This window comes from Hyphomonas sp. NPDC076881, from assembly GCF_050269995.1.
Classification (GTDB): Bacteria; Pseudomonadota; Alphaproteobacteria; order Caulobacterales; family Hyphomonadaceae; genus Hyphomonas.
The window spans coordinates 1-23,214 of sequence record NZ_JBNNJJ010000004.1; the positions used below are offsets into that span (position 1 = coordinate 1).

Genomic DNA, 23,214 nt, shown 5'->3' on the forward strand with positions numbered 1-23,214 from the left:
AGCTCCGCTCAGCGGGCCTTGACCACCCACCCCCAACCAGAAAGAAAGGCGAACAGAGTCTCCAATTAAACGGCCCGGATCAGGGGGCTGGGTCACCACGGCCCCTCTGACGGGGACGGCGGGGGAGGGGAAGTCTGTTTCGCCGTCAGGTGAAGACCGCTCCGAGATCGGCAAGCGATTCGAACAGATGCTCTGGGCCGAGATGCTGAGCCATGCGGGCCTTGAAAAATCCCTCACCCTGGGTGGGGGCGAAGCCGCCTCTGCCTTTTCCAGATATGTCGTTGAAGCGATTGCCGCAGATCTTGCCGAGACCCATCCGCTGGGCCTTGCCCGCAAGGTGGACGAAATCACTTCCGTGCAGGCCCCCTCTGACACCCTCATGAAGGATACCCAGGGATGAGCGAAGCGCAAATCCAGAGCACCGCTCTCGATCTTGAAGACATTCTGATTGCGGAGCGAGACCTCCTGATGGCCGGCCGCGTGCGGGAAGCCGCCGATCTCAGCGGCGAGAAGCTTGCCGCTCTGGAAGCGTTCGAAGGCGCCATCAGGGGGCGCGGGCGGGTCGCCGTATCGGCCGCCACCCGGCTGCTTGTTCAGGACGTTCTTCAGCTGTCGGAAGAAAACGCGCAGCTGCTCAATGCAGTCCGCAACGGCGTGCGCAGCTTGATCGCAAGATTCGAGCGCCCGGCCGATGATGTGTTTGTCGGTTCCTACCAGCAGGGCGGGCGCCAGATCGCCTTCTCGAATGCGACCGGGCAATACCTCAAAAGGGTTTGAGCCGATTAACTCTACATTTATTGCTCTGCTCTAAGACTTCAGGTGTGGAACTACGAAAGTTCGGGGCTGCGGCTCCAACGTCAGGACGACGCGTTTTTTCAACAAGCAAGCCACTATACAAAAATTGTGGCACACAAGAATGGATAGATAGATGTCTAGCATCCTGACCAACAACAGCTCGATGGTCGCCCTCGAGACCCTGCGTAACATCAACCGCAATCTCGAAACCGTTCAGAGCGAAATCGCCACCGGCAAGAAAATCTCGACAGCAAAAGACAACGCTGCGATCTGGGCTGTCTCGACGGTCATGTCGACCGACGTTGCCTCCTTCAAAGCCATCACCGACTCGCTGAACCTTGGTTCGTCGACGGTCGGCACGGCGCGTTCGGCCGCTGAAAAAGTGACCGAGGCCCTTCAGGACATCAAAACCCTGATCGTTCAGGCCCAGGGCGAGAACGTTGACCGCGCAAAATATCAGACCGACATCGCCGAGAAAATCTCGCTGATCGAAGGTTATGTCAGCGCCGCCCAGTTCAACGGCCTCAACCTGATCAACGGCTCGTCCACGGAAGACGTGAACGTCCTGTCGTCGCTTGACCGTTCGTCCTCGGGTTCCGTGTCGGCATCCTACATCACGGTTGCCCGCCAGGATCTCTCGGTGGCCAACACCGGTTCTGCCGCAACCTTCGGCGGCACGGCTGTCACCAACACCACCATCCTGAACAACGGCGGCACCGCTGCTGGTACGGCTGCTTCTGTCGCTGGTGGCGCAACGCAAACCATCACGGTTGCCTCGGTTGCAGATGGCAACAGCTATCGCCTGACGCTCAGCGACACGGCAACCAACAACACGCTGGGTCAGCGCAGCTTCGAATACGTCGCCAGCGCCTCGGACAGCGCCGAATCGGTTGCTGCAAGCCTCGCCAACCAGATCTCGAACTTCTTCGCTGCCACCGGTGAGACGAACTACTCCGTTGTCCGCAGCGGCGATGAAATTCAGATCACCAACAACTCCGCTGCTGCGCTCAGCGTTACCGCTGCGACGGCAACGGGCGGTACGGCTGGTGTGTCGGCAGGTGGTCTTGGCGATCTCAACACGATCGACGTCACCAGTACGGCCGGTGCAACCGCCGCTCTGACGACGATCGAAACCCTGCTCAACACCGCAATCGATGCGGCGGCTGCCTTCGGTTCTTCCCAGAACCGCATCACTGGCCAGTCCGAGTTCGTTCAGACCCTGATCGACTCCATGACCACCGGTATCGGCAGCCTCACCGACACGGACATGGAAGCTGCTTCGGCAAAACTGCAGGCCCTTCAGGTTCAGCAACAGCTCGGCGTTCAGGCGCTGTCGATTGCGAACCAGGCGCCGCAGACCCTGCTGTCGCTCTTCCGCTAACAGACCTTTCAGTTCCGGCCGCTTCGGTGGCCGGAGCCATGAATTCGGCAACCAATCGTCCCGGGCGTTTCGGCGTCCGGGGCTATTCATCAGATACCCAGGAGGGGCATCTTGCAGGCTTTGGCATATAAGGCCTATGGCCAGGTTACGCAGAGGACTGCGACCGGTCGTGCGCTTGAAATCGCTGTCTTCGAACAGATCACCCAGGCGCTTCAGACAGTTCACGACAATAATGGCGAAAATCCCGGCGAATGGGGCGATGCGATCCATCGCAATCTCCAGCTCTGGTCGATCATCGCCGCGGATGTTCTCAGCCCTGAGAACGCCCTTCCGAAAGAGACCAAGGCGGGTCTCTTCTCGCTTTCCGAATTTGTCCGCCGCACCTCGATGCAGGTTCTCGCCGGGGCCGCTGGCCTTGCCGACATCATCGAGGTGAACCGGACAATCCTGGCCGGCCTGGATGGCTCGGCCTCATCAGTAGAGCAGGAGGTTATCTGATGTCTGGACTGGTTCTGAAAATTGCGCCCGGTGAACGCTTCATCATCAACGGCGCCACCCTTGAGAACGGCGATAAACCCGCCCGCATCCGCGTGGTTGAAGGCGACGCCCGCGTGCTGCGCGTGCGCGATGCCATGCATCCGAGCGAGGTCAATACGCCGGTCAAGCGTGTCTATTACGCCATCCAGCTGCTGATCACCGGCGACCTGAAAGAGGAAGATACGCTGCCTGCTCTGGATGAAGCGTGCATTCAGCTGCTCGACATCTTCAAGCCGCTCAACGCAGATCTCATCCCGGTGCTGAGATCCATGCTCAGCCGTGGCAATTATTATTCGGCGCTGTGCCATCTGCGTCAGGTTCTGGCGCTGGAAGAACAGCTTCTCGACATGCGCAGGGAAAGCAAGGTCGCCTGATATGGCATTTCAGCCGGTCGTTCCATTGTCAGGGATCGGAGGATGGCAGTTCCTCCAGGCCACCTATGACAAGCAGCTGCAGAGCTACACAAAATCTCCGCAGGTCCGCAACGAGCGCGACTATCTGATCGAGAAGTTTGCCCAGCCGGTTTCGGTTGAGGATTTCCTGAAAGATACGCGGCTGGTGCGCGCAACAATGACCGCCTTCGACCTTTCCGGTGAGGAATGGAAGAAGGGCTTCATCAAGAAGGTGCTCGAAGAAGTCGGCAATCCCGACAGCACCTTCCTTCAGCGGCTGAACAATTCGAAGTATACCGCACTTGCAGATGCCCTGAAGCCAGTGGATGGCAAGATCGAACTCAGTGCAGAGAAGATCGCGGCAATTGCCGTCAGTTTCGAGCGCAACTCCTTCGAACAGGCTGTGGGCGATATCGATGACAGTATGCGCCTATCCCTGAACTACCAGGCCGAGATTGGCGAGATGACGGCCAACGGCGCCAGCGACGCCACGGTGGCCTATCGCATCATGGGCGATGTTCCCGTGTATACGATGTTGAAGACAGCCCTGAATCTGCCATCGGACATGTCCAACCTGTCGGTGGAGCGGCAGGCCGAAATTATCACGGCCGGGCTCAAGAAGGTTCTGGGTGTTTCTAAGTTGTCGGAGATTTCTTCGCCGGAACTCGTCGACAAGATCGTGGTTCGTTATCACGCGATGAAATCCATCACGGAAGGGTCGGTGGTCAGCACACCAGCTTCCGCAGCGCTGATACTTCTGGGCGGCAGCAGCTATGGGTATGGCAGCGATGCCAGCCAGAATCTCTTTCTCTCGAGTTTTCTCTAGGCGCGTCTAGCTGCGCGGACGCGGCGGCGGGCGCGTCGCGGCTTGCTCCGGCGCTGGGCCGGGCGGGGCAGTGGCATTGAGAATGTCCGCCATTGCCGCAAAGGCGGCTTCAATTCCGTTTCCATTCCGTGTGGATACAAATGCGTCCAGCGCCGGATAGAGAGCGATGGCGCGGTCGGCGTCCGGGTCGCGCCCGAATTCGAACAGGCTCGCGCGCAGCATCGGGGCAATTTCATCGTAAAGCGCGACCATCCGGCGGTAATCCCGCAACATATCGTTCTCCCAGTCAGTTGCCGCTGCGGGCAGCGCGCGGGAAACGCTCTTGAGCACATCAATGGCCGGATAGCGGCCCCGCTCGGCGATGTTCCGGGAGAGGATGATGTGACCGTCCAGAATGCCGCGGATCATGTCGGCGACCGGTTCCTCAAGGTCGGAGCCTGCGACGAGAACGGAGAAGATGCCGGTAATGTCGCCCTTGGTGCCGGTGCCTGGGCCGGCGCGCTCGGCCAGTTCGGCGATCACGCGCACGGTAGAGGGGGGGAAGGCGTTGAGGGCAGGGGTCTCCCCGGCCAGCAGCGCCACTTCGCGATGGGCCTCGGCAAAGCGGGTGATCGAGTCGAACAGGAAGAGGACGCTGTGGCCCTGGTCGCGGAAATGCTCGGCAGCGGCCATGGCGCAATAGGCGGCGCGTTTCTTGGCGCCGGGGGATTCGCTGGCTGTGGCCGAGACGATGACGGTCTTGTGGCGGACAGCCTGCGGCAGGTTCACCTCGACGAACTCACCCACCTCCCGGGAGCGTTCGCCGATCAGGGCGATCACCACCCGGTCGGCGTCGAGCCCGGCGGCGAGGGACCCCAGGAAAGTGGATTTGCCGACGCCCGATCCGGCGAAGAGGCCGAGCCGCTGCCCCCGGCAGATCGGCAGCAGCGTGTCAGTGACCATCCATCCCGTGGCCAGGCGGGGGCCAAGCCGGCGGCGCAAATGGGCCGGAAGCGCCGGCGCGCGCAGGGGCCGGCTGATCCCTTGGGCCGCAAGTCCCGCGCCTGCGGGTAGCTGGGTTGCCACTTCGCCGCGATAGTTAATGATCTGGCCAAGCCAGTGATCACCCGGCTCGATCCGGGCTTCCTGCTCGATATGCACCACATCGCCGATGCGGAGGATGTCGCTGGCTGAATAAAGCAGGGCTGAAACACTGTCGCCCGAAACGCTCAGAATTTCTCCATGGATCGTTTGGCCCTGTTTTTCAATGACAATTTCGTTTCCCACGCCTGCCAGCTCGCTCACGCCCGCGATGCGCAACATGCCCGCGGCGACATCCGTGACGGTGCCCCAGAGACGATAGAGCCGGTGCGGCTGCGATGCCATGGATGCCTGCAAGTAAACAAATCCCGCGTTTCTGTTAACCTGTTCTTTAGTTAATGCGAACATTTTCCCAAAGGGTTAACCTTGGTGAATTGTCCCATGATTTCGGATCTCCAGCTTTTCCAGATCTATGGCGCGATGGCGCGGCATGCCGCCGAAAGCCAGAAGGTCAGCGCCACGAATGTCGCCAATGCCGATGTGCCGGGGTTCAAGGCGGGCGAGGTCGAGAGCTTTGAAGCTTTCCTCGCACGGACCATGCCGGCCGGTGGCCCCCAGGGGCTGACCTCCGGCTTCGAGACCGGCATTTCAGCCGCGCCGTCTGATCCGAACGGGAACAATGTCAGCATCGAGCGGGAGATCTTCAACTCCACCGAGGCGATGGGCCAGCACAATATGGCGCTGACCGTCTATTCCAAATCCATTGATCTCCTGCGCACCGCGCTGGGCAAGTCACGCTGAGGAGGAGTAAACCATGAATCCGCTTAAAGCCGCTCAGCAACAGGCCGTCTCCGGCATGGAGCTTCAGTCCCGCCGCATGGGCGTGACGGCTGAGAACATCTCCAACGCCGATACGCCCGGCTATAAGCGCAAGCTGCTGATGGTCGAAGAAACGCGCCAGACCAGCGGCGAGCAGTTCCTGGCCTCCCGCGTGCAGCTGGATGAGGCCGAGGGAAAGCGCGACTACAATCCCGCACACCCGATGGCTGATGCCGACGGGTATGTGACCATGTCCAACGTTTCGATCGTGACCGAGCTGGCCGACATGCGGGAAGCCAACCGGTCTTATGAAGCTAATCTCAATTCCTTCCAGCAGGCCCGGTCCATGTACCGTTCGCTGCTGGATATTCTGCGCCGTTGAGGAGGGCAGTAGATGTCAACTCTGGGGTTCAATCCGTATACAGCGCTCAACACGCCGCGTCCGGCCGAAGGGGCCAAAACCGCCGGCCAGGCACCCGAAGCGGCAGGCAGCAAGTTTGCCGAAACCATCGCCGACTTCCGCACAACCATGCAGGAAGCCGAGCAGACAGCGATCCAGACGGCTGTTTCAGGCGCTGATCCCCATGCGATGGTTGAGGCGCTGACGAATGCCGAGCTGATGCTCGACGCCGTCGTCACGATCCGTGACAAGGTGGTGGAAGCCTATCAGGAACTCCTGAGAATGCCGGTCTGAAGCATCGGCGGGGGGCCATCACATGTCAGAGGGTGAGATATTCGAGGTCCTGCGGGCCCATCTCTGGGGCGCCGCCATGATGGGGCTGCCGATCCTGGCGGTGACCCTGATTGTCGGCTTCGTCATCGGCCTCATCCAGGCGCTCACCTCCATCCAGGAAATGACGCTCACCTTCATTCCGAAGATCCTTGCGGTCCTCGTCGTTTTCTTTCTTTCGCTCGGTTACATGACCAAGGTTGTCCTTGATCTGTTCAATAACTGGGTGTTGCCGATTATAGCCGGATAGCGCGCCCCGATGCCAATACAGAGCCTTCTGAATTTCACCAAGCCTACCGCGCTGCTGGCCATGGGCCTGATGGCCATCATTCTCGTGATGGTCCTGCCGATGCCGGCCTGGGTGCTGGATGTTGGCCTGACGCTGTCCTTTGCCCTGTCGATCCTGATCTTCACTACGGTGATCTTCGTGGAGAAGCCGCTCGATTTCTCCTCCTTTCCTTCGATTCTGCTGGCATCGCTGGTCTTGCGGCTGGCCCTCAACGTTTCCTCGACCAAGCTGATCATCGGGGAAGGGCATACCGGCACCAATGCAGCCGGCGGGGTGATCGAAGGTTTCGCCATGTTCATCATGGGCGGGAACCTGTTTGTGGGCCTCGTCGTGTTCGGCGTTCTGGTGATCGTGAACTTCATGGTCATCACCAAGGGCGCTGGCCGGATGGCCGAAGTCGGCGCGCGCTTTGCCCTGGACGCCATGCCCGGCAAGCAGCTTGCCATCGACTCCGATCTCGCGGTCGGCGCGATCACGCATGAAGAGGCAAAGATCCGCCGTCAGAGGGAACAGGAAGAAGCCGCCTTTCTCGGCTCGCTGGACGGTGCATCGAAATTCGTCAAGGGGGATGCAATTGCCGGCCTGCTGATCACCGCGCTGAACCTCATCGCCGGTATCGGCTTTGGGGTCGTGGCCCATCAGCTCAGCATCGTTGAGGCGCTCAACAACTACTCCATCCTCACAGTGGGGGATGGCCTGGTTTCGCAAATCCCGGCGGTCATTGTGTCTGTGGCGGCCGCGCTTCTGCTGTCGAAGGGCCGGGAAGAAGGCGCCATCGACCGCGCGCTTGGTCTGCAACTGGCCGGAAATGCGACGGCGCTTTACATTGTCGCCGGCATCCTCGCCATCTTCGCCCTGCTGCCGGGTTTGCCCTTCCTGCCGTTCATTGCGGCCGCCGGCGGCCTTGCAGCGGGCGCCTATTTCATCAAGAAGGCAGCCGATGAGAAGGCGGCCACTGAGACGGCCAAGCCAGAAGACGCCGCGCCCAAGGCGCCCAAGATCGGCGATTCGATCTATGCGGATGAAATCCACCTCGAAGTGGCGCCGGACCTCGTCAACATGGTGCTGGTCGGTGATAATGGCTTTGAAAGCCGGATCGACAAGATCCGCCGCTATATCGCCGAAGAATATGGCTTTGTGCTGCCGCCGATCCGGATGACGGATAATCCCACGCTGAAGAAGAATGAATACCGGATCCGGATCCAGGGCGTGCGGGTGGATTCCGGGATCCTGCGTCCAGGCCAGGTTCTGGCGCTGATCGAAGACAATCAGTTGCCGCATCTGGCGGGGGAGAAGGTGCGTGAGCCCGTCTACAAGGCGGCCGCCCGCTGGTTGCCATCGGCCAAGAAGCAGGAGCTGTCTGCCGCCGCCGTTCCGGTGGTCGAGCCGATTGAAGTGCTGGCTACGCATATGCTGGAAGTGATCCAGTCCAACTTCTCGCTCGTCTTTACCCGGATGGTGATGATGGAAACGCTGGAGGCGCTGACGGCCATTTCCGACATCGACCGGGCCGGCGCCAACAAGCGCTTCCTTGACGAATACATTCCGGGCAAGGTGACGCCGGAGCTGCTGCTGTCGGTCCTGCGGATGCTGCTGACCGAGCGGGTGCCGATCCGCAACCTGTTCCTGATCATCGAGACCGTAGCCGAAACCAAGCCCCAGGGGCTTGCCTTGCCGCGCGTTATTGAACTCGTCCGCCAGCGGCTGGCCTTCCAGATTGTCGACCGGCTGCAGGACGATCAGGGCCGCTTGCCGCTGATCCAGCTGTCGACCAGCTGGGAGCAGAAATTTGCCGAGTATGAAGTGAATAACGAGAATGGCGGATCAGATATCGCGCTGCCCCCGGAAGTGTTTGGGGAACTGATCAATTCGGTGCAGGCAAAACTCAACGAGACAGCCCAGAAGGGGATCGTCGCGGCGGTGGCGACCTCATCCCGCCGGCGGCGCTTCCTGCAGACCGTTCTGGCGAGCAAGGGCATCCGCAATGCCGTGGTTGCCTATGAAGAGATCAACGCCAAGAGCAAGCCGTACATCATCGGCGTCGCCTGATGGAAGTGCTCGCCCCCTATCTGGGGCAGGCGAGCCCGTGGATCGTGCTGTTCCTGACGGTTGTGGCGCGCCTCTCCTTCGTCGTCTTTCTGATGCCGGGCATTGGCGACCAGGTGATGTCCGCGCGCACGCGGCTATTCGTTCTGCTGGGCCTCTCGGCGGCGATTGCCTCGACTGGCGCCGTGCCGGCGCCAGACGCGCAAAAGCTCGCAGACCTTTTGCAGCTGCTGGGCAGCGAAGTGATCATCGGCCTGGGGCTTGGCGCGCTGCTGCGCCTTTCAGTCTGGATGCTGACGATTGCCGGAACGGTGATCGCGCAGTCGATCGGGCTGGCGCAGTTTCTCGGCGTGGCGCTTGAACATGAGGCGCAGACGGTGACCTCCAACATGCTGTCGATGGCTGGCACGGTGATCCTGCTGACGGCGAACTACCATATTGCCGTCGTGGACGGGCTGATGCGGCTTTACACCGAGATCCCGCTGGGCGAAGTGGCGCAGGTGAGCTGGGGGATGATCTATGGCAGTTTCTATTCTGCCTTGAGTTTCGCCCTGATGCTGGCCTGGCCATTTGTGGCGGCAAACCTCTTCTACAACATATGCCTGGGTTTCATAAACAAGGCGCTGCCGTCGCTGATGGTGGCCTTTGTCGGCGCGCCCTTCATGGTGGGGGCAGGGGTGATGCTGCTGGCGATCTCGATTTCCGGCATGCTGATCATCTGGAAAGACCGCGCGCTTCAGGTTATCGGTTGGCTGTAGGACAGAGCGATGGCCGAGCAGGATAACGAGAGCGGCGAAAAGGAATTTGATGCCTCCGAGCAGCGCCTTCGCGAGGCGCGGCAGGAAGGCAATGTTCCCCAGTCGAAGGAGGCCAACGCCTTTGCGCTGACGCTGGGCATCCTGGTGGCGGCGCTGATCCTCAACTCGGTGGTTGGCCCGCGCCTGTTCGATGACTTCTCGCGCATCCTCTATCATGGCGACGCCTTTGCCGAGGACATCTTCAATGGCGATGGCAGCGCCACCTGGATGTGGCTGGGGACGGTACTGATCGCGCTGGCGCCGTTGCTGATCGTGATGGCGGCGCTGGTGCTGCTGGCGCTGATCATCCAGCGGTCGATTGCCTTCTCCGCCAAGAAAATCATGCCGGACATAAAAAAGATCAACCCGGCCGAGAACCTCAAGAACAAGTATGGCGCCAAGGGCCTCACCGATTTCATGAAAGACACGGTGAAGATGCTGTTTGCCGGCGGGCTGGGAGCGCTGTTCCTGTATCAGTTTGCGCGGGACTATTATGGCGCTGCGGCGGTGGATACGGCTGATTTCTATCAGTTCACGTTCAATCAGGCCCTGCGGCTGATCCTTTACTTCTTCGCCTTCCAGTTCGTGCTGGCCGCGCTCGATCTGCCGCTGCAATGGCGCATTCATGCCAACAAGCTGCGCATGTCGCGCGAGGACATGAAGAAAGAGCTCAAGCAGAGCGAGGGCGATCCCTATATGCGCCAGCAGCGCCGCGAACGGGCCACCAAGATTTCGCGCGGCCAGATGATGCAGAATGTGAAGACGGCAACGGTGGTTATGGTGAACCCGACCCATTATGCCGTGGCGCTAAAATGGGATCCCGACAGCAAGAAGGCGCCCATCTGTGTGGCCAAGGGCGTGGACCATCTGGCGCTGAAGATCCGGGAACTGGCGATCGAGAGCAATATCCCGATCTACAGTGATCCGCCCGCGACCCGCTCGATCTATTCGATGGTGGAGGTGGACGAGGAAATTCTGCCCGAACACTTTGCGGCCGTTGCCGCTGCCATCCAGTTTGTTGACCGGCTAAGGAGCGGCGTATGACCCCCATTCCCCGCAAGCAGGCCGCCCAGCTTCAGACCCTGGTGGGCATCAAGCGGCAGAAGGCCGAGCAGGACATGCTGAGCCTGCAGATGGAGGTGCGCCGGATCGAGGCGGAGATTGCCGGGATCGGCGAGAACCTCAAGGCGCTGGACCGGACGGGGGAAGAATATGACGGGGCGAGCCTGGCGCGCCGGCATGGCGCGGTGGAGCGGATGATCGCCGAGATCGACCGGCGCAAGGCAGACCTGGTGGCGCGGCAGGGCGAGTTGGAGGCGGCGCGCGAGGCGCTGAAACGTGTGATGCATTCGGAAGACCGGATCGGCGAGATTTAGGCCGCTGAACTGCATTTCTGCCAGCAGCTTTGCCCGGAGCACGGGGTTCCCGTGGCCGGCAGAGGCTGGATTGAACCCGAAACGGGACGTGTCAGGATGTGTTGGGGGTGGTGGCAGGAAGGCCAATGCCTTCAGCGCGCGCGGGATGGTTCATCCGTACACAGAGCGCTACCGCCGGGATCAGCGCCTTGAGGGCGCGCAGGCGGAAACCGCGAGCGCTCAGGATGGCCGAGAGCTTTGCGGCATGGCCGTGCGGGTCTGCAAAGACGGCGCGGAGGGCGGCGAGACGGGCGCGCAGCAAATCGGCCGGATCGGCAATCGGCGCTGAGGCCGTTGGGCCGCGCGGCGGCCGGGAAGTGGGTGGCGGGGCGCAGGGCTTTGGTGCCAAGCCTGAAATTTCCCGCCCATGGCGGGCAAAGCCTTTGGCGAGCGTGCCGGGGCTGAGCGAAAAACGGTGGGATTTGCGCCGGCCAGTGCGGCGCGGCTGGCAGCGGGCAAGCCCTTCAGGCAGTTTTACCCGAGGAGCAGGCGCCGCGCGCATCAGCAGCAGCAGGCAGCGCAGGCCATGTTCAAGCGCGCCGATATGGCGGGCAAGGTTGCGCAGGGCGCCGGCCCTCATCCGGCTGGGCGCAAGATGTTGCACACTCCAGAGCGCGCCTGTCAGCATAAGGAGGAGACCGCGCAGCAGTTTCCACGCGCCGCGGGGTGGCTGGGCGCGGCAGGGTTGTGCGAGGAGAACGCGGCCTTTGATCATGGCGCCAAGTCTGAGGGCATTGCGTGGCCCGCCGGATAGAGAACTCGCAAAAGCCTGTGGTGACGAGGAAACCCCTGTGGATTGAGGTGGTGGCTATCCCCCGAAATTCCCATGCAGACGGGCGCCGTGTTCCTGCATAGTCCATGCACAATCTGCGGTGTGGCCGGCAGATCGAGGCAGGATTGCCTGACTTGAGCGATGTGTAGTGGCATCAGACGAAACCAGTTTCAGGAGCGTGGCATGGCGGGTTTTAAGGGATGTGTGGGGATCGGCCTGATGGCGCTGCTGGCGGGGATGGCAAGCGCGCAGGCCCCTGCGCTGGACCTTCTGTTGGCGCCGCAGCCGGAAGGCGAGGGCGTGGGTGAAATTCGCGTGGTGCTGCGCCTGGAAGAGGCAGACGCACCGGCGGGCGAGACACTGCTGCAGATCCCCTATGTGGTTGCCAATGTCGACACGGCCGCTTCCGGGGTGGGGCCGGTTTATGCCAGCGATGCCGATGGGCCGGTGAGCCTGATGAGCCGCGTGAAGGGGCGTGCGCCGGAAGGAACGCGCGAATGGTTTGCCGCGCGCGATGTGGCCGGGCCACTGATGGTGACTTATGCCGTGCCTGCCGATGCGACGCTGCCCCCGCGCGGGCCGGCGCCGCCGCTGGCCTTCAGCGCTGATGGCGGGGCGACCTCTGCGGCAGGATCGGTTTTCCTGCTGCTGCCGCCGGGGGAGAGCGTGTTTGACGTGACCCTGGATTGGGATCTTTCCGCCATGCCCGAAGGCGCGCGGGGGCTGACCTCCTTTGGCGAGGGCAGGGTGGCGGCTGGAGAGGCGCCTGTCTCGCGCCTGACGCGGATCTATATCATGACAGGCAAGCTGGAGACTTCGCCCGAAGTGACCCCGGAGACAGGCTTTTTCTCTGCCTGGCATGGCGCGCCGCCCTTTGATGCAGAGGCGCTGATGGAGTGGACGGGCGATCTCTATACGCATTATTCGGAATTCTTCGGGCAGGAAACCCCGCCGCCGTATGGCGTTTTCCTGCGCTACAACCCGATCAATGCGGGCGGCGGCGTTGGCCTCCATCACAGCTTTGTCACCACGTTTGGGGAGGGGGATGGTCCGGGCACGGACCCCACCGAGGTGAAGTTCACGCTGGCGCATGAAATGTTTCACACCTTCCAGCCATTCCTCAACGCGCCGGCGGGGCTGGAAGCGTCCTGGTTTGGCGAGGGGCTTGCGACATTCTATCAGCGGCGCCTGCCGCTGCGCTATGGCATGATTACGCCGGATGAATTTCTGGAAGATCTGAACTTTCATGCCGGGCGGTATTACACAAACCTGATGGCGGAGGCGCCCAATTCGGAGGTGCCCAAGCGCTTCTGGGCCGATACGCGCATCCGCACGCTGCCTTATGACCGGGGGATGCTGTATTTTGCCGGGGTGGACCATGCGATGCGGACGGCAACCGGCGGGGCGCAATCGATGGATGACCTTATGCTGACGATGCTGAAGCTGAGCCAGGAAGGGACGCCGCTGACGCCAGCGGTGTGGGAGAGCGTTCTGGAGGAGGCACTGGGGCCGGATGCCGTGGCAGAGTTCCGCGCGTTTCTGGAGGGGCAGCTTGCCGGGCCTGCGTCTGATGCGTTCGGGCCGTGCTTCCGGCGGACGACGAAACCCCTGCGGCGCTATGAGGTTGGCTTTGCTTCGGATGTGCTGGCCGAGCCGGTGCGGATCGTGCGGGGGCTGGTGGCAGGCTCGGCGGCGGAAGCGGCGGGTCTGCGCAATGGCGACGAGATCGTCAAACCTGTGCCCCAGGATGGCATCCAGGGCGCCCAGGAGATGGAGCTGACGCTGCTGATCCGCCGGGAGGGGGAGGCGTTCGAGATCACATATCTTCCACGCGGGGAGATAGTGGACGCCTATCAATGGGCACGTGTGGACGGGGTTCCCGACGCGGATTGCGCGCTCTGAGGCGATGTGACGTCGCGGCAAGGGGCGATCCGCCGGGGTGCGCGCCGGGCGGGGCAGTGGCATAGGTCTGCGCGGAATTCACCGGCAGAAGGAGTACGCCCGCCATGTCCTATCCCGATCAGGCCCTGGCCATTGAAATTGGCGAACGTGTCGAAAAATTCGTGCGCGATGTGGTGGCTTCGTATGAGCGCGATCCGCGCCTAGAAGAACATGGTCCGTCGCCGGAACTGGTGAAGGAACTGCGCGACAAGGCGCGGGAGGCCGGTGTGATGACACCGCACATCCTGCCCGGCCATACCCACCTTTCGCAGCGCGGGACGGCGCATGTGCTGAAGAAGACGGGGCTCTCGCCGCTTGGCCCGGTGGCGTGCAATACCGGCGCGCCGGACGAGGGCAACATGTTCCTGCTGGGCAAGGTGGCGACCGACGCGCAGCGCGCGCGTTTCCTGGAGCCGCTCGTTTCCGGCGAGGCGCGCTCGGCTTTTTTCATGACCGAACCGGCCGCTGAAGACGGCGCAGGGTCTGATCCCTCGATGATGAAGACGACCGCTGTTAAGGATGGCGATCACTGGGTGATCAATGGCCGCAAGACCTTCATCACCGGCGCAGACGGGGCCTCGGTCGGCATCGTCATGGCCAAGGCGGAAGAAGGCGCGTGCATGTTCCTGGTGGACCTGCCGAGCCCGGCGATCCGCATCGAGCGCCTGCTCGACACCATCGACAGCTCCATGCCGGGCGGCCATGCGCAGGTAATGATCGAGAACCTGCGTGTTCCGCAGGCGGACATGCTGGGCAATCCAGGCGAAGGCTTCCGCTATGCGCAGATCCGCCTGGCGCCGGCGCGGCTGTCCCACTGCATGCGCTGGCACGGCGTCGCGACGCGGGCGCAGGAGATCGCGACAGAGTATGCCTGCACACGGAAGGCTTTTGGCAAGCTGCTGATCGACCATGAGGGCGTCGGCTTCATGCTGGCGGAAAACCAGATCGAGCTGAAACAGGCCGAGCTGATGATCGACTGGTGCGCCGACGCGCTCGATGCGGGCGAGAATGGCAATGTCGAAAGCTCGATGGCGAAGGTGGCCGTCTCCGAGGCGCTGTTCCGCGTGGCTGATCGCTGTGTGCAGGTAATGGGCGGCATGGGCGTGACGCGCGACACCATCGTGGAGCAACTCTTCCGCGAAGTGCGCGCCTTCCGCATCTATGACGGCCCCACCGAGGTACACAAATGGTCGCTGGCCAAAAAGATCAAGTCAGCCCATCTGAAAGCCGGGCATTGACGCGCAAGGCCCGGAGATAGCAGAAGTCTGCCGCATGCAGGCAGACCTCGACTATCGCTTCTCCGTCGCTCCGATGATGGACTGGACCGACCGGCATTGCCGGGCGTTCCATCGCACGCTGACGAAGCGCGCGCTCCTGTGGACGGAGATGGTGACGGCGGACGCCGTGATCCACGGGCAGAGAGAGCGCCTGATTGGCTATAGCGCGGTGGAACATCCCCTTGTGCTGCAACTGGGCGGATCGGAGCCGGGCAAGCTCGCCGAAGCAGCGCGGATTGCCGAGGGCTTTGGCTATGATGAGGTGAACCTCAATTGCGGCTGCCCGTCCGAGCGTGTCCAATCGGGCGCTTTTGGCGCCTGCCTGATGGCTGAGCCGGATCTGGTGGCCGACTGTGTGGCGGCGATGCGGAGGGCGGTGTCAATTCCGGTGACGGTTAAAAACCGCATCGCGATTGATGATCTGCCCGCGCGAGAAACGCTGTTTACCTTTGTGGACAAGGTCTCGGCGGCCGGATGCTCCGTGTTCACCGTACATGCGCGCAAGGCCTGGCTGAAAGGGCTGAGCCCGAAGGAGAACCGGGAAGTGCCGCCGCTGGACTATGGACTGGTGTCCGAGCTCAAAGCAGCGCGGCCAGACCTTGCCATCATCCTCAATGGCGGCATTTCGACGATTGATCAGTGCCGGGATCATGTTGCCAAGTTTGACGGTGTCATGCTCGGCCGGGCCGCTTATCAGACGCCGGGGCTTCTGGGAGAGGTGGATGCGGCCCTTTTCGGCGAGGGCGAGGCCATCGCGCCGGGCGACGCTGTGCGCGCCTATGAGCCCTATATTGCCGCGCGCCTTGCCGAGGGCGTCAGCCTGCATGCGATGACCCGGCATATGCTCGGCCTGTTTGCCGGCCAGCCGGGCGCGCGCCAATGGCGGCGCATTCTGTCCGAGCAGGGCGTCAAGAAAGGCGCCGGGCTGGATGTGCTGCGCGCCGCGCTCGGCGCGGTTGAGGGCGCTGCGCTCGCAGGCTAAATTTGTTCTTTCTTTGTTCGCGGGACCATGTTAACCTTTTGCCAAGTTGGGAGAAGGGGCGCGGGATGGTCTGCCGGGTTACAACCTTTGCATTCGAGGGCGTTGAGGCCCAGCCGGTGGATGTGCAGGTTCAGCTCGTGGGTGGCAATCCGGCCTTTCATGTTGTCGGCCTTCCGGACAAGGCCGTGGGCGAAAGCCGGGAGCGGGTGCGCGCGGCGCTGATGGCGCTCGGCCTGGCGCTGCCGCCCAAGCGGGTGATCGTCAATCTTGCCCCGGCCGACCTTCCGAAGGAGGGCAGCCATTATGATCTCGCCATTGCGCTTGCCCTGCTCGCGATCCTGGGGGTGATCCCGCAGGATCAACTGGCGCGCTACGCGGCAATGGGAGAGTTGTCACTGGATGGCCGGCTTGGGGTAACGGCGGGCGTGCTGCCCGCTGCCATGGCCGCCGAAGCGATGGGGCTCAGCCTCATCTGTCCCGCAGCGGGCGGGGCAGAGGCGGCCTGGTCGGGCGGAGACATTCTGCCCGCGCCCAGCCTGATCGCCCTCGTCAATCATTTCTCTGGCCGCGCGGTGCTCCGCCCGCCCGAAAAGGGAGAGCTGGAGGAGGACATCTCCGGTCCGGACCTGCGCGATGTGAAAGGGCAGGAGGGGGCCAAGCGCGTGCTGGAGATTGCCGCAGCGGGGGGACATAATCTGCTTTTCTGCGGCCCGCCGGGGTCGGGCAAGTCGATGCTGGCCCAGCGCCTGCCGGGACTGCTGCCGCCCCTTTCGGCGCGCGAGCTGCTGGAGGTTTCGCAGATCCAGTCGATTGCGGGCCTTCTGCAGCGCGGGGCGCTGTCACGTGCGCGGCCGTTCCGCGCGCCGCATCATTCAGCCTCAATGGCCGCGCTGGTCGGCGGGGGCATCCGTGCCAAGCCGGGGGAAGTATCACTTGCCCATCATGGCGTGTTGTTCCTGGACGAGCTGCCGGAGTTTTCCTCCCAGGTGCTCGACAGCCTGCGCCAGCCGCTCGAGGCGGGCGAGGCGATGATCGCCCGGGCCAACCGCCATGTGCGCTATCCGGCGCGGTTCCAGCTGATCGCGGCGATGAACCCCTGCCGCTGCGGCGGCGGGCCCGGCGCGGCGGCCTGTTCGCGCGGGCCCCGCTGCGCAGCCGACTATCAGGCGCGGATTTCCGGGCCTTTCCTCGACCGGGTGGACCTTTTCTATGAAACGCCGCCCGTGACGGCGATGGACCTTGCCCTGCCGGCGCCGTCCGAAGGCTCGGCCGAGGTGCGCGCGCGTGTGGCGCAGGCCCGGGCTGTGCAGGCTGAGCGGCTCAGCACGCTGGGCGGGGAGGCGCTGCGGCCGGTCAACGCTGATATCCCGGCCGGGGCCCTGGATAGGGCGGTGACGCCGGACGCAGCGGGCGCCGCGCTTCTCTCAGAAGCGGCGGAAAAGCTGCGGCTGACGGCGCGGGGCTATACCCGTGTCCTGAAAGTAGCGCGCACCATTGCCGATCTGGACGGGGCGGATGGCGTACGCCGCGTACACCTCGCCGAAGCGCTCAGCTACCGGCACCGCCCGGCCGCAGAAACCTCCCAGCCGGGGGCCGGCGCGCTCGCCAGATGGGTTTTCACAGACGGAGCCGGTTAAGCCTCTGCTTAAGGCTTTCAGCTAGGCTACCGGCCCATGACCCAGGATTCCACCCGCCCCGGCGGCGCCGAGACGCCCGAACAGACCTTCCTCGCCACCGCGAGCCATGAAATCCGCACGCCGCTCAACGGTATCCTGGGCACGGTTTCCCTGCTGCTGGAGACAGAGCTTTCCCCGGCGCAGCGCGAATATGCCGAGACAATCCGGCTTTCCGGCGCGCGGCTGCTCGACCTCCTGAACAATGTGCTCGACTATGCGCGGCTGGACGCTTCGGCCGTCGAGATCGAGGCGGAGGCGTTCTGCCCCGCGCGTCTCTGCGGGGAGGTGGTGGAACTGCTCAGTCCCCGCGCTCATGCGGGGGGGCTGGATCTGGCGGTGCGGTCTCTGCCCTCGCCGATGCCAGGGTTTCTGGGCGATGCGGGCCGCATCCGGCAGATCCTGTTCAACCTGGTCGGCAATGCGCTGAAATTCACCACGCGCGGCGCGGTGCTGGTGGATGCCGAGATCGTGCCGGAAGGGCTCGCCTTTCATATCCGCGACACCGGGCCGGGTATTCTGCCGGCCGATCAGGCGCGCCTGTTCGAAGCCTTCCGCCAGACCGCCGCCGGGGATGCTTACCGGGATGGCGGTGTTGGCCTCGGCCTGGCCATTGTCAAACGCCTGACAGATCTGCTGGGTGGGCGTGTTGAAGTTGCCTCCGCGCTGGGGGAGGGCGCGCGGTTCAGCGTGTTCCTGCCATTGCAGCGCTCCGGGGCGGCGCCGGCAGAGCCCCTGCCGATGATTGGCGGCCGGGTCGGTCTGGCCGGCCTGCCGCCGGCGACCAGCCTGGCCCTCTGCGCCAGCCTGGGGGCGATGGGCGCGGACGTCTTCCTTGTCGATACCGGCGCGGCGCAGATACCGGCGGGAATTGATGTCCTGCTCGTCGGGGCGGACCTGCCCGAGGGGGTGGTGGCAGCCCTCGCGCGGCGCACGGCTTCGCTGGTTGTTCTGCGCCCGGAGGATCGCGGGGCCATCGCCCGTTTCCGCGCCCTTGGCTGTGTTGGTTGGCTCGTCCGCCCGCTGCGCATGGGCTCGGTGGCAGAGCGCATCCTGCTGGCGCGTTCCGGCGCCGATGCGGTGGAAGAGCAGGAAGCGATCGCCGGGGCAGGCCGCGTGCTGATCGCAGATGACAATCCTGTAAACGCCCTGATTGCGCGCCGTGCCTTGGAATCGGCCGGATTTACCGTAACAGTTGCGGCAACAGGCAGCGAAGCGCTGGAAGCTGCCGCAAGGATGGAGCCGGATTTGGTGCTGATGGATCTGCGGATGCCGGTCATGGATGGGTTCGAGGCGATGCGCCGCCTGCGGGCCGAGGGCTTTCCCGCGCCGATCATTGCCGTTTCCGCCGAGATCAATCCCGACATCGAACGCCGGGCGCGGGAGGCGGGCGCCGATGGTGTGGCGGCCAAGCCGCTCGACGCCGAAGCTCTGCGCCGCCTGGCTCTGCGCTGGACAGGCCGCTCCGGCGCCGTAGCGGGGGCGGCATGACAGAGGCCGTGCAGGCCGCAGAGGCCGACAAGACGCCGCGCTTCATCCGCGCGCTGCGGGCACTGAACGACCGGCGCATGGCAGCGATGCTGCTCCTGTCGCTGGCCGCCGGCCTGCCCTTCGGGGCGGTACTCGGTACGCTGAATGCCTGGCTCACGGTGGAGGGGGTAACCCCCTCGACCATTGGCACACTCTCCCTCATCACGCTGGGCTATGCGTTCAAATATCTCTGGTCACCGGCCTTTCAGGTGGCGCGCCATCCCAAGCCTTTCCTGGGCCCCCGGCGCACCTGGCTGATTTCCCTGCAGCTGCCGATTGCGGTTCTGCTGCTGATCCTTCCCTTTTCCAATCCGGCCAGCCAGATCGGCCTGATCGCCCTCGTCGCCCTCGGCGTAGCGCTGCTGTCGGCCACGCACGATACGGTGCTTGATGCCTGGCGCATCGAGGTCGCGCGCAGCGAGGAAGACAAGGATCTGATGGCCGCGCTCTACCAGTTCGGCTATCGCGCCTCCACGTTTGTAACGGGGTTCATGGCGCTGCTGCTGGCCGAATTCATCGGCTGGCAGATGGTGTACGGATTGATCGCGCTGATGATGGTTCTGGCCATTTCAGGCACGTTCATCGCGCCCGAACCGGAAATGTCCAGCAAACCTGCAGAGGCGCGCGAGAGCTATCAGTCCATCATTCCGCTGCAAGCCCTGCGCGGTTTCACGCTGGCGGTGGCCATTGGCTGGGCCGTCGCGATTGCCATGATTGCCTGGCATGTCTTCGCCTCGCTGACGCAGGTTCCCCCGCCCAGTGGCAGCGCCTTTGTGCGCGAGCAGGGGCCGGTGATTGTGATGCTGACGGTGATGCTGCCCGCCACGCTGGCCGCCGTGCTGCTCTGGAAATATGGCCGCACGCCGGGCGCCACCTTGCCGAACCGGCCTGAGGATGGCCAGGCCGCCCGCGTGCTGAATTCTCTCTTCCGCGCAATCTTTGATCCGTTGATGGAAATGATCGGGCGCCTCGGCTGGGGCGCGCTGCTGGTGCTGCTTCTGGCGCTGACCTACCGGTTTGCCGATGCCGTCTGGGGCGCCTTTGCCTATCCCTTCTATCTTGGCGACGAGTATGGCGCGATCGGCCACACGATGGCGGATGTGGCCGTGGCGTCGAAATTCTTCGGTGTGCTGATGACCATGGCGGGCGCCGCGATCGGTGTGGTGGTGATCAGCCTCATCGGCCGGATGCCGGTTCTGGTGATCGGCGCCATCCTGGCGGCCGCCACCAACCTCCTCTTCGCAGACCTTGCGCGGGGCGGCATGGCGATTGACGCCTTTCTGGAATGGACGCGGCTTGCCGATCCGATCCGGATGTTCGCCGGCTGGGCGGCCTCGATTTCTCCCGAAGGCCAGGGCGCTGAGGCTGGCGCCCGCATGGCGCGGCTGATGCTGGCCATCGGCGGGGAAAACATCGCGGGTGGTTTTGCCAGTGTTGCCGTCGTGGCCTATCTCACCTCGGTCGTGAACCCGCGCTTTGCCGCTGTGCAATATGCGCTGCTGGGCTCGCTCACCATGCTGATCGGCACGCTGGGCCGGCCCTGGCTGGGTGAGATGATCGAGGTCCACGGATATTATACCGTGTTCATTGTAACCTTCTGGCTTGGCGGGGTGGCGGTTGTCCTTTCGCTGCTGGAATGGCTGCGCATCGCCAGACAGAAAACTCCGGCCACGCAGGACGCAGCCGGAGCCTGAAGGTCTTGATTGTCCGGGTCGCCTAGACGCGGTCGGTGTCGTAGGCGGCAATGGTGGCAAGGTCGACAATGTCGCCGACCGTCGCGCCGAGCGAGGCGATCTGCACCGGCTTTTCCAGGCCGAACAGCATCGGCCCGATCACGGTGGCCCGGCTCATCGCTTCCAGAAGGTTGGTTGCGATGGATGCCGAATGGATCGCCGGCATGACCAGCACATTGGCCGGCCCGCTGAGGCGCGAGAAGGGGTAGATCAGCCGGTGATGCGGGTTCATCGCCACATCGGCGTTGACGTCGCCCTCATATTCGAAATCAACGTCCGCGCATTGATCAAGAAGGGCAACGGCCTCCCGCACACGGTCTCCGCGCTCGCCCATCGGATTGCCGAAGGTGGAGTAGGAGAGGAAAGCGACACGCGGGGTGAAGCCGAGGCCGCGCACGGCGCGGGCTGCCTCCATGGCGATGTTCGCCAGTGTGGGGCCGTCGGGCAGTTCATGCACGCTGGTGTCGGCAATGAAGATCGTCTTGCCGAGATTGATCACCATCGACATGCCGATAAGGGCCTGGCCGCTGATCGGGTCGAGCACCAGCATCGCGTCTTTCAGGGCGGCGTCATAATTGCGGGTCACGCCCGTCACCATGCCGTCAGCATCGCCATTCTTCAGCATGCAGCTGCCGAAGATGTTCCGGTCCTGGTTCACCAGGCGCTGGACATCGCGCTTGAGATAGCCCTGCCGCTGCAGGCGTGCATACAGCATGTCCACATAGATCGGGTTCTTGTCTGACAGGCGCGCATTGATGATGTCGAGCGAGCCGAGGGGGATGCCCATCTGCTCCATCGCGCGCTCCACCTGGGCTTCGCGGCCGATCAGGATCGGATGGCCAAGGCCCTGGTTCTTGAAGCTGAAGGCAGCGCGCACGACGGCGGGCTCTTCGCCTTCGGCGAACACGATGCGGCGCTGTGTTTCGCGGGCGCGGGCCTGCACGCCCTGCAGGAAGGCGGCAGACGGATCCGCGCGGCGCACAAGGCTGCGCCGGTAGGCGTCCATGTCGGCAATCGGCTTGCGGGCGACGCCGGTGTCCATGGCGGCCTGCGCCACGAAGGGCGGAATGAAGCTGATCAGGCGCGGGTCGAACGGGCTGGGAATGATATATTCCCGGCCAAAGCTGGGCCGGGCGCCGTGATAGGCGGCGGCCACTTCATCGGGCACGTCCTCGCGGGCAAGCTCGGCCAGCGCGCGGGCGCACGCGACCTTCATCTCCTCATTGATGCCGCGGGCGCGCACATCCAGGGCGCCGCGGAAAATGTAGGGGAAGCCCAGAACGTTGTTGACCTGGTTGGGATAGTCCGACCGGCCCGTGGCGATGATGGCATCGCTGCGGACGGATTTGATCTCTTCCGGTGTGATTTCCGGATCGGGGTTGGCCATGGCGAAGATGATGGGATCTTTCGCCATCGACTTGACCATTTCCTTGGTCACCGCGCCTTTGACCGAGAGGCCGAGGAACACATCGGCCCCGTCCATCGCTTCAGCGAGGGTGCGCTTGGCTGTCTTGACCGCGAAGGCAGATTTGAACTGGTCCATCTTTTCGGTGCGGCCCTCATAGACCACACCGCCAGTGTCACAGATCAGAATGTTCTCGCGCTTCACGCCCAGATGGCGGATGAGGCCGGCGACCGACAGGCCAGCGGCGCCTGCGCCGGAAACGGCCACCTTCACATCTTTCAGCTCGCGGCCGGTAATGTGGCAGGCGTTGATCAGGCCGGCAGCGGCAATGATGGCGGTGCCGTGCTGGTCGTCATGGAAGACCGGGATGTCGAGTTCGTCGCGCAGGCGGCTCTCGATGATGAAGCAGGCAGGGGAGGAGATGTCCTCCAGGTTGATGCCGCCCCAGGTGGCGCCGATATTGCGCACCGTGCGGATGAAGTCTTCGACATCGGTTGTGTCAACTTCGACATCAAAGCTGTCGATGTCGGCGAAGCGTTTGAAAAGAACAGACTTTCCTTCCATCACCGGCTTTGAGGCCATCGGCCCCAGATTGCCGAGCCCGAGGATCGCCGTGCCGTTGGAGATAACCGCCACAAGGTTGCCCTTGGAGGTGTAATCATAAGCCCTGTCGGCATTTTCCGCGATGGCCAGCACGGGGATGGCCACGCCGGGGCTGTAGGCGAGCGAGAGGTCGCGCTGGGTTCCCATGGGTTTTGTCGGCACCATGGAAATCTTGCCGGCGGTCGGCTGTGAGTGGAAATCAAGGGCTTCCTGGTCAGTGAAGCTCGGGCGCTGCATGGTCATCTCAGGTT

23 protein-coding genes are annotated in these 23,214 nt (G+C 63.3%); 20 read left to right on the top strand and 3 right to left on the bottom strand.

Going from position 1 to position 23,214, the window contains the following annotated elements; translation table 11 throughout:
- Positions 1–187 precede the first annotated feature (187 nt).
- The 6 genes from ACQKI2_RS05305 to ACQKI2_RS05330 all read left to right on the top strand — a co-directional run bounded on the left by ACQKI2_RS05305 (position 188) and on the right by ACQKI2_RS05330 (position 3,931).
- Positions 188–400, top strand: a complete 213-nt coding sequence (locus ACQKI2_RS05305; RefSeq protein WP_427378663.1) for a hypothetical protein — start codon at positions 188–190, stop codon at positions 398–400.
- Positions 397–777, top strand: coding sequence for a hypothetical protein (locus ACQKI2_RS05310; RefSeq protein ID WP_427378664.1), 381 nt, complete (start codon positions 397–399; stop codon positions 775–777). Before ACQKI2_RS05305 ends, ACQKI2_RS05310 begins: the two co-directional genes overlap by 4 nt.
- Positions 778–928: 151 nt before the next feature.
- Positions 929–2,176 (top strand): flagellin, encoded by a 1,248-nt coding sequence (locus ACQKI2_RS05315; protein ID WP_427378665.1) that lies wholly within the window; start codon positions 929–931, stop codon positions 2,174–2,176.
- Between the two features lie 111 nt (positions 2,177–2,287).
- Complete coding sequence (gene flaF / locus ACQKI2_RS05320) at positions 2,288–2,674, top strand: flagellar biosynthesis regulator FlaF (protein ID WP_427378666.1); 387 nt, start codon at positions 2,288–2,290, stop codon at positions 2,672–2,674.
- A complete protein-coding gene (flbT, locus tag ACQKI2_RS05325) occupies positions 2,674–3,087 on the top strand; it encodes a flagellar biosynthesis repressor FlbT (protein WP_427378667.1) in 414 nt (137 codons plus the stop codon). Before flaF ends, flbT begins: the two co-directional genes overlap by 1 nt.
- A gap of 1 nt (position 3,088) precedes the next feature.
- On the top strand, positions 3,089–3,931 hold the full coding sequence (locus ACQKI2_RS05330) for a DUF1217 domain-containing protein (RefSeq protein ID WP_427378668.1): 843 nt from the start codon (positions 3,089–3,091) through the stop codon (positions 3,929–3,931).
- 6 nt (positions 3,932–3,937) lie between these two features.
- Here the strand turns inward: ACQKI2_RS05330 and fliI are convergent, their stop codons facing one another.
- Complete coding sequence (gene fliI / locus ACQKI2_RS05335) at positions 3,938–5,296, bottom strand: flagellum-specific ATP synthase FliI (RefSeq protein WP_427378669.1); 1,359 nt, start codon at positions 5,294–5,296, stop codon at positions 3,938–3,940.
- Between the two features lie 96 nt (positions 5,297–5,392).
- Here fliI and ACQKI2_RS05340 point away from each other — a divergent pair, with 96 nt between their 5' ends.
- The 8 genes from ACQKI2_RS05340 to ACQKI2_RS05375 are packed head-to-tail and all read left to right on the top strand — an operon-like array spanning position 5,393 to position 11,008.
- The gene (locus tag ACQKI2_RS05340) at positions 5,393–5,752 is read left to right on the top strand and encodes a FlgB family protein (protein ID WP_427378670.1); all 360 of its coding nucleotides are present in this window, start codon (positions 5,393–5,395) and stop codon (positions 5,750–5,752) included.
- A gap of 13 nt (positions 5,753–5,765) precedes the next feature.
- Positions 5,766–6,152 carry a flagellar basal body rod C-terminal domain-containing protein gene (locus tag ACQKI2_RS05345; RefSeq protein ID WP_427378671.1) on the top strand — a complete coding sequence of 129 codons (387 nt, stop codon included), beginning with the start codon at positions 5,766–5,768 and terminating at the stop codon, positions 6,150–6,152.
- Positions 6,153–6,164: 12 nt separating this feature from the next.
- Positions 6,165–6,464, top strand: coding sequence for a flagellar hook-basal body complex protein FliE (locus tag ACQKI2_RS05350; protein ID WP_114105920.1), 300 nt, complete (start codon positions 6,165–6,167; stop codon positions 6,462–6,464).
- A gap of 22 nt (positions 6,465–6,486) precedes the next feature.
- Positions 6,487–6,750 (top strand): flagellar biosynthetic protein FliQ, encoded by a 264-nt coding sequence (locus ACQKI2_RS05355; RefSeq protein ID WP_035600159.1) that lies wholly within the window; start codon positions 6,487–6,489, stop codon positions 6,748–6,750.
- Positions 6,751–6,759: 9 nt separating this feature from the next.
- Entirely contained in the window at positions 6,760–8,838 is a 2,079-nt protein-coding gene (locus ACQKI2_RS05360) for a flagellar biosynthesis protein FlhA (protein WP_427378672.1), read from the top strand.
- Positions 8,838–9,593, top strand: coding sequence for a flagellar biosynthetic protein FliR (locus tag ACQKI2_RS05365; RefSeq protein ID WP_427378673.1), 756 nt, complete (start codon positions 8,838–8,840; stop codon positions 9,591–9,593). The genes ACQKI2_RS05360 and ACQKI2_RS05365 overlap by 1 nt, the downstream gene beginning before the upstream one ends.
- A 9-nt stretch (positions 9,594–9,602) precedes the next feature.
- On the top strand, positions 9,603–10,676 hold the full coding sequence (locus tag ACQKI2_RS05370; protein ID WP_427378674.1) for an EscU/YscU/HrcU family type III secretion system export apparatus switch protein: 1,074 nt from the start codon (positions 9,603–9,605) through the stop codon (positions 10,674–10,676).
- A complete protein-coding gene (locus ACQKI2_RS05375) occupies positions 10,673–11,008 on the top strand; it encodes a hypothetical protein (protein ID WP_427378675.1) in 336 nt (111 codons plus the stop codon). Before ACQKI2_RS05370 ends, ACQKI2_RS05375 begins: the two co-directional genes overlap by 4 nt.
- 91 nt (positions 11,009–11,099) lie before the next feature.
- On the opposite strand, the gene ACQKI2_RS05380 is transcribed toward ACQKI2_RS05375, so the two are convergent.
- Entirely contained in the window at positions 11,100–11,762 is a 663-nt protein-coding gene (locus ACQKI2_RS05380) for a hypothetical protein (protein ID WP_427378676.1), read from the bottom strand.
- 240 nt (positions 11,763–12,002) lie between these two features.
- Here ACQKI2_RS05380 and ACQKI2_RS05385 point away from each other — a divergent pair, with 240 nt between their 5' ends.
- From ACQKI2_RS05385 to ACQKI2_RS05410, 6 genes are all read left to right on the top strand, one after another.
- A complete protein-coding gene (locus ACQKI2_RS05385) occupies positions 12,003–13,721 on the top strand; it encodes a peptidase M61 (protein ID WP_427378677.1) in 1,719 nt (572 codons plus the stop codon).
- A 104-nt stretch (positions 13,722–13,825) separates the two neighbouring features.
- Positions 13,826–14,998, top strand: coding sequence for an acyl-CoA dehydrogenase family protein (locus ACQKI2_RS05390; protein WP_427378678.1), 1,173 nt, complete (start codon positions 13,826–13,828; stop codon positions 14,996–14,998).
- A gap of 34 nt (positions 14,999–15,032) precedes the next feature.
- Entirely contained in the window at positions 15,033–16,019 is a 987-nt protein-coding gene (gene dusA, locus ACQKI2_RS05395; protein WP_427378679.1) for a tRNA dihydrouridine(20/20a) synthase DusA, read from the top strand.
- A 65-nt stretch (positions 16,020–16,084) separates the two neighbouring features.
- Positions 16,085–17,656, top strand: coding sequence for a YifB family Mg chelatase-like AAA ATPase (locus ACQKI2_RS05400; RefSeq protein ID WP_427378680.1), 1,572 nt, complete (start codon positions 16,085–16,087; stop codon positions 17,654–17,656).
- A 36-nt stretch (positions 17,657–17,692) separates the two neighbouring features.
- A complete protein-coding gene (locus ACQKI2_RS05405) occupies positions 17,693–19,183 on the top strand; it encodes a response regulator (RefSeq protein WP_427378681.1) in 1,491 nt (496 codons plus the stop codon).
- Positions 19,180–20,916, top strand: coding sequence for an AmpG family muropeptide MFS transporter (locus tag ACQKI2_RS05410; protein ID WP_427378682.1), 1,737 nt, complete (start codon positions 19,180–19,182; stop codon positions 20,914–20,916). Before ACQKI2_RS05405 ends, ACQKI2_RS05410 begins: the two co-directional genes overlap by 4 nt.
- A 22-nt stretch (positions 20,917–20,938) precedes the next feature.
- Here ACQKI2_RS05410 and ACQKI2_RS05415 read toward each other — a convergent pair whose 3' ends face one another.
- Positions 20,939–23,206, bottom strand: coding sequence for an NADP-dependent malic enzyme (locus ACQKI2_RS05415; RefSeq protein ID WP_427378683.1), 2,268 nt, complete (start codon positions 23,204–23,206; stop codon positions 20,939–20,941).
- Positions 23,207–23,214 lie beyond the last annotated feature (8 nt).

Coding starts and splice junctions, on each gene's coding strand:
- ACQKI2_RS05355 (WP_035600159.1), top strand. CDS start 6,487: ATGTCAGAGGGTGAGATATTCGAGGTCCTGCGGGCCCATCTCTGGGGC.
- ACQKI2_RS05360 (WP_427378672.1), top strand. CDS start 6,760: ATGCCAATACAGAGCCTTCTGAATTTCACCAAGCCTACCGCGCTGCTG.
- ACQKI2_RS05375 (WP_427378675.1), top strand. CDS start 10,673: ATGACCCCCATTCCCCGCAAGCAGGCCGCCCAGCTTCAGACCCTGGTG.
- ACQKI2_RS05415 (WP_427378683.1), bottom strand. CDS start 23,206: ATGACCATGCAGCGCCCGAGCTTCACTGACCAGGAAGCCCTTGATTTC.
- ACQKI2_RS05400 (WP_427378680.1), top strand. CDS start 16,085: ATGGTCTGCCGGGTTACAACCTTTGCATTCGAGGGCGTTGAGGCCCAG.
- ACQKI2_RS05405 (WP_427378681.1), top strand. CDS start 17,693: ATGACCCAGGATTCCACCCGCCCCGGCGGCGCCGAGACGCCCGAACAG.
- ACQKI2_RS05310 (WP_427378664.1), top strand. CDS start 397: ATGAGCGAAGCGCAAATCCAGAGCACCGCTCTCGATCTTGAAGACATT.
- ACQKI2_RS05345 (WP_427378671.1), top strand. CDS start 5,766: ATGAATCCGCTTAAAGCCGCTCAGCAACAGGCCGTCTCCGGCATGGAG.
- ACQKI2_RS05315 (WP_427378665.1), top strand. CDS start 929: ATGTCTAGCATCCTGACCAACAACAGCTCGATGGTCGCCCTCGAGACC.
- ACQKI2_RS05385 (WP_427378677.1), top strand. CDS start 12,003: ATGGCGGGTTTTAAGGGATGTGTGGGGATCGGCCTGATGGCGCTGCTG.
- ACQKI2_RS05365 (WP_427378673.1), top strand. CDS start 8,838: ATGGAAGTGCTCGCCCCCTATCTGGGGCAGGCGAGCCCGTGGATCGTG.
- ACQKI2_RS05410 (WP_427378682.1), top strand. CDS start 19,180: ATGACAGAGGCCGTGCAGGCCGCAGAGGCCGACAAGACGCCGCGCTTC.
- dusA (WP_427378679.1), top strand. CDS start 15,033: ATGCAGGCAGACCTCGACTATCGCTTCTCCGTCGCTCCGATGATGGAC.
- ACQKI2_RS05390 (WP_427378678.1), top strand. CDS start 13,826: ATGTCCTATCCCGATCAGGCCCTGGCCATTGAAATTGGCGAACGTGTC.
- ACQKI2_RS05380 (WP_427378676.1), bottom strand. CDS start 11,762: ATGATCAAAGGCCGCGTTCTCCTCGCACAACCCTGCCGCGCCCAGCCA.
- ACQKI2_RS05305 (WP_427378663.1), top strand. CDS start 188: ATGCTCTGGGCCGAGATGCTGAGCCATGCGGGCCTTGAAAAATCCCTC.
- flbT (WP_427378667.1), top strand. CDS start 2,674: ATGTCTGGACTGGTTCTGAAAATTGCGCCCGGTGAACGCTTCATCATC.
- ACQKI2_RS05340 (WP_427378670.1), top strand. CDS start 5,393: ATGATTTCGGATCTCCAGCTTTTCCAGATCTATGGCGCGATGGCGCGG.
- ACQKI2_RS05330 (WP_427378668.1), top strand. CDS start 3,089: ATGGCATTTCAGCCGGTCGTTCCATTGTCAGGGATCGGAGGATGGCAG.
- ACQKI2_RS05350 (WP_114105920.1), top strand. CDS start 6,165: ATGTCAACTCTGGGGTTCAATCCGTATACAGCGCTCAACACGCCGCGT.
- ACQKI2_RS05370 (WP_427378674.1), top strand. CDS start 9,603: ATGGCCGAGCAGGATAACGAGAGCGGCGAAAAGGAATTTGATGCCTCC.
- fliI (WP_427378669.1), bottom strand. CDS start 5,296: ATGGCATCGCAGCCGCACCGGCTCTATCGTCTCTGGGGCACCGTCACG.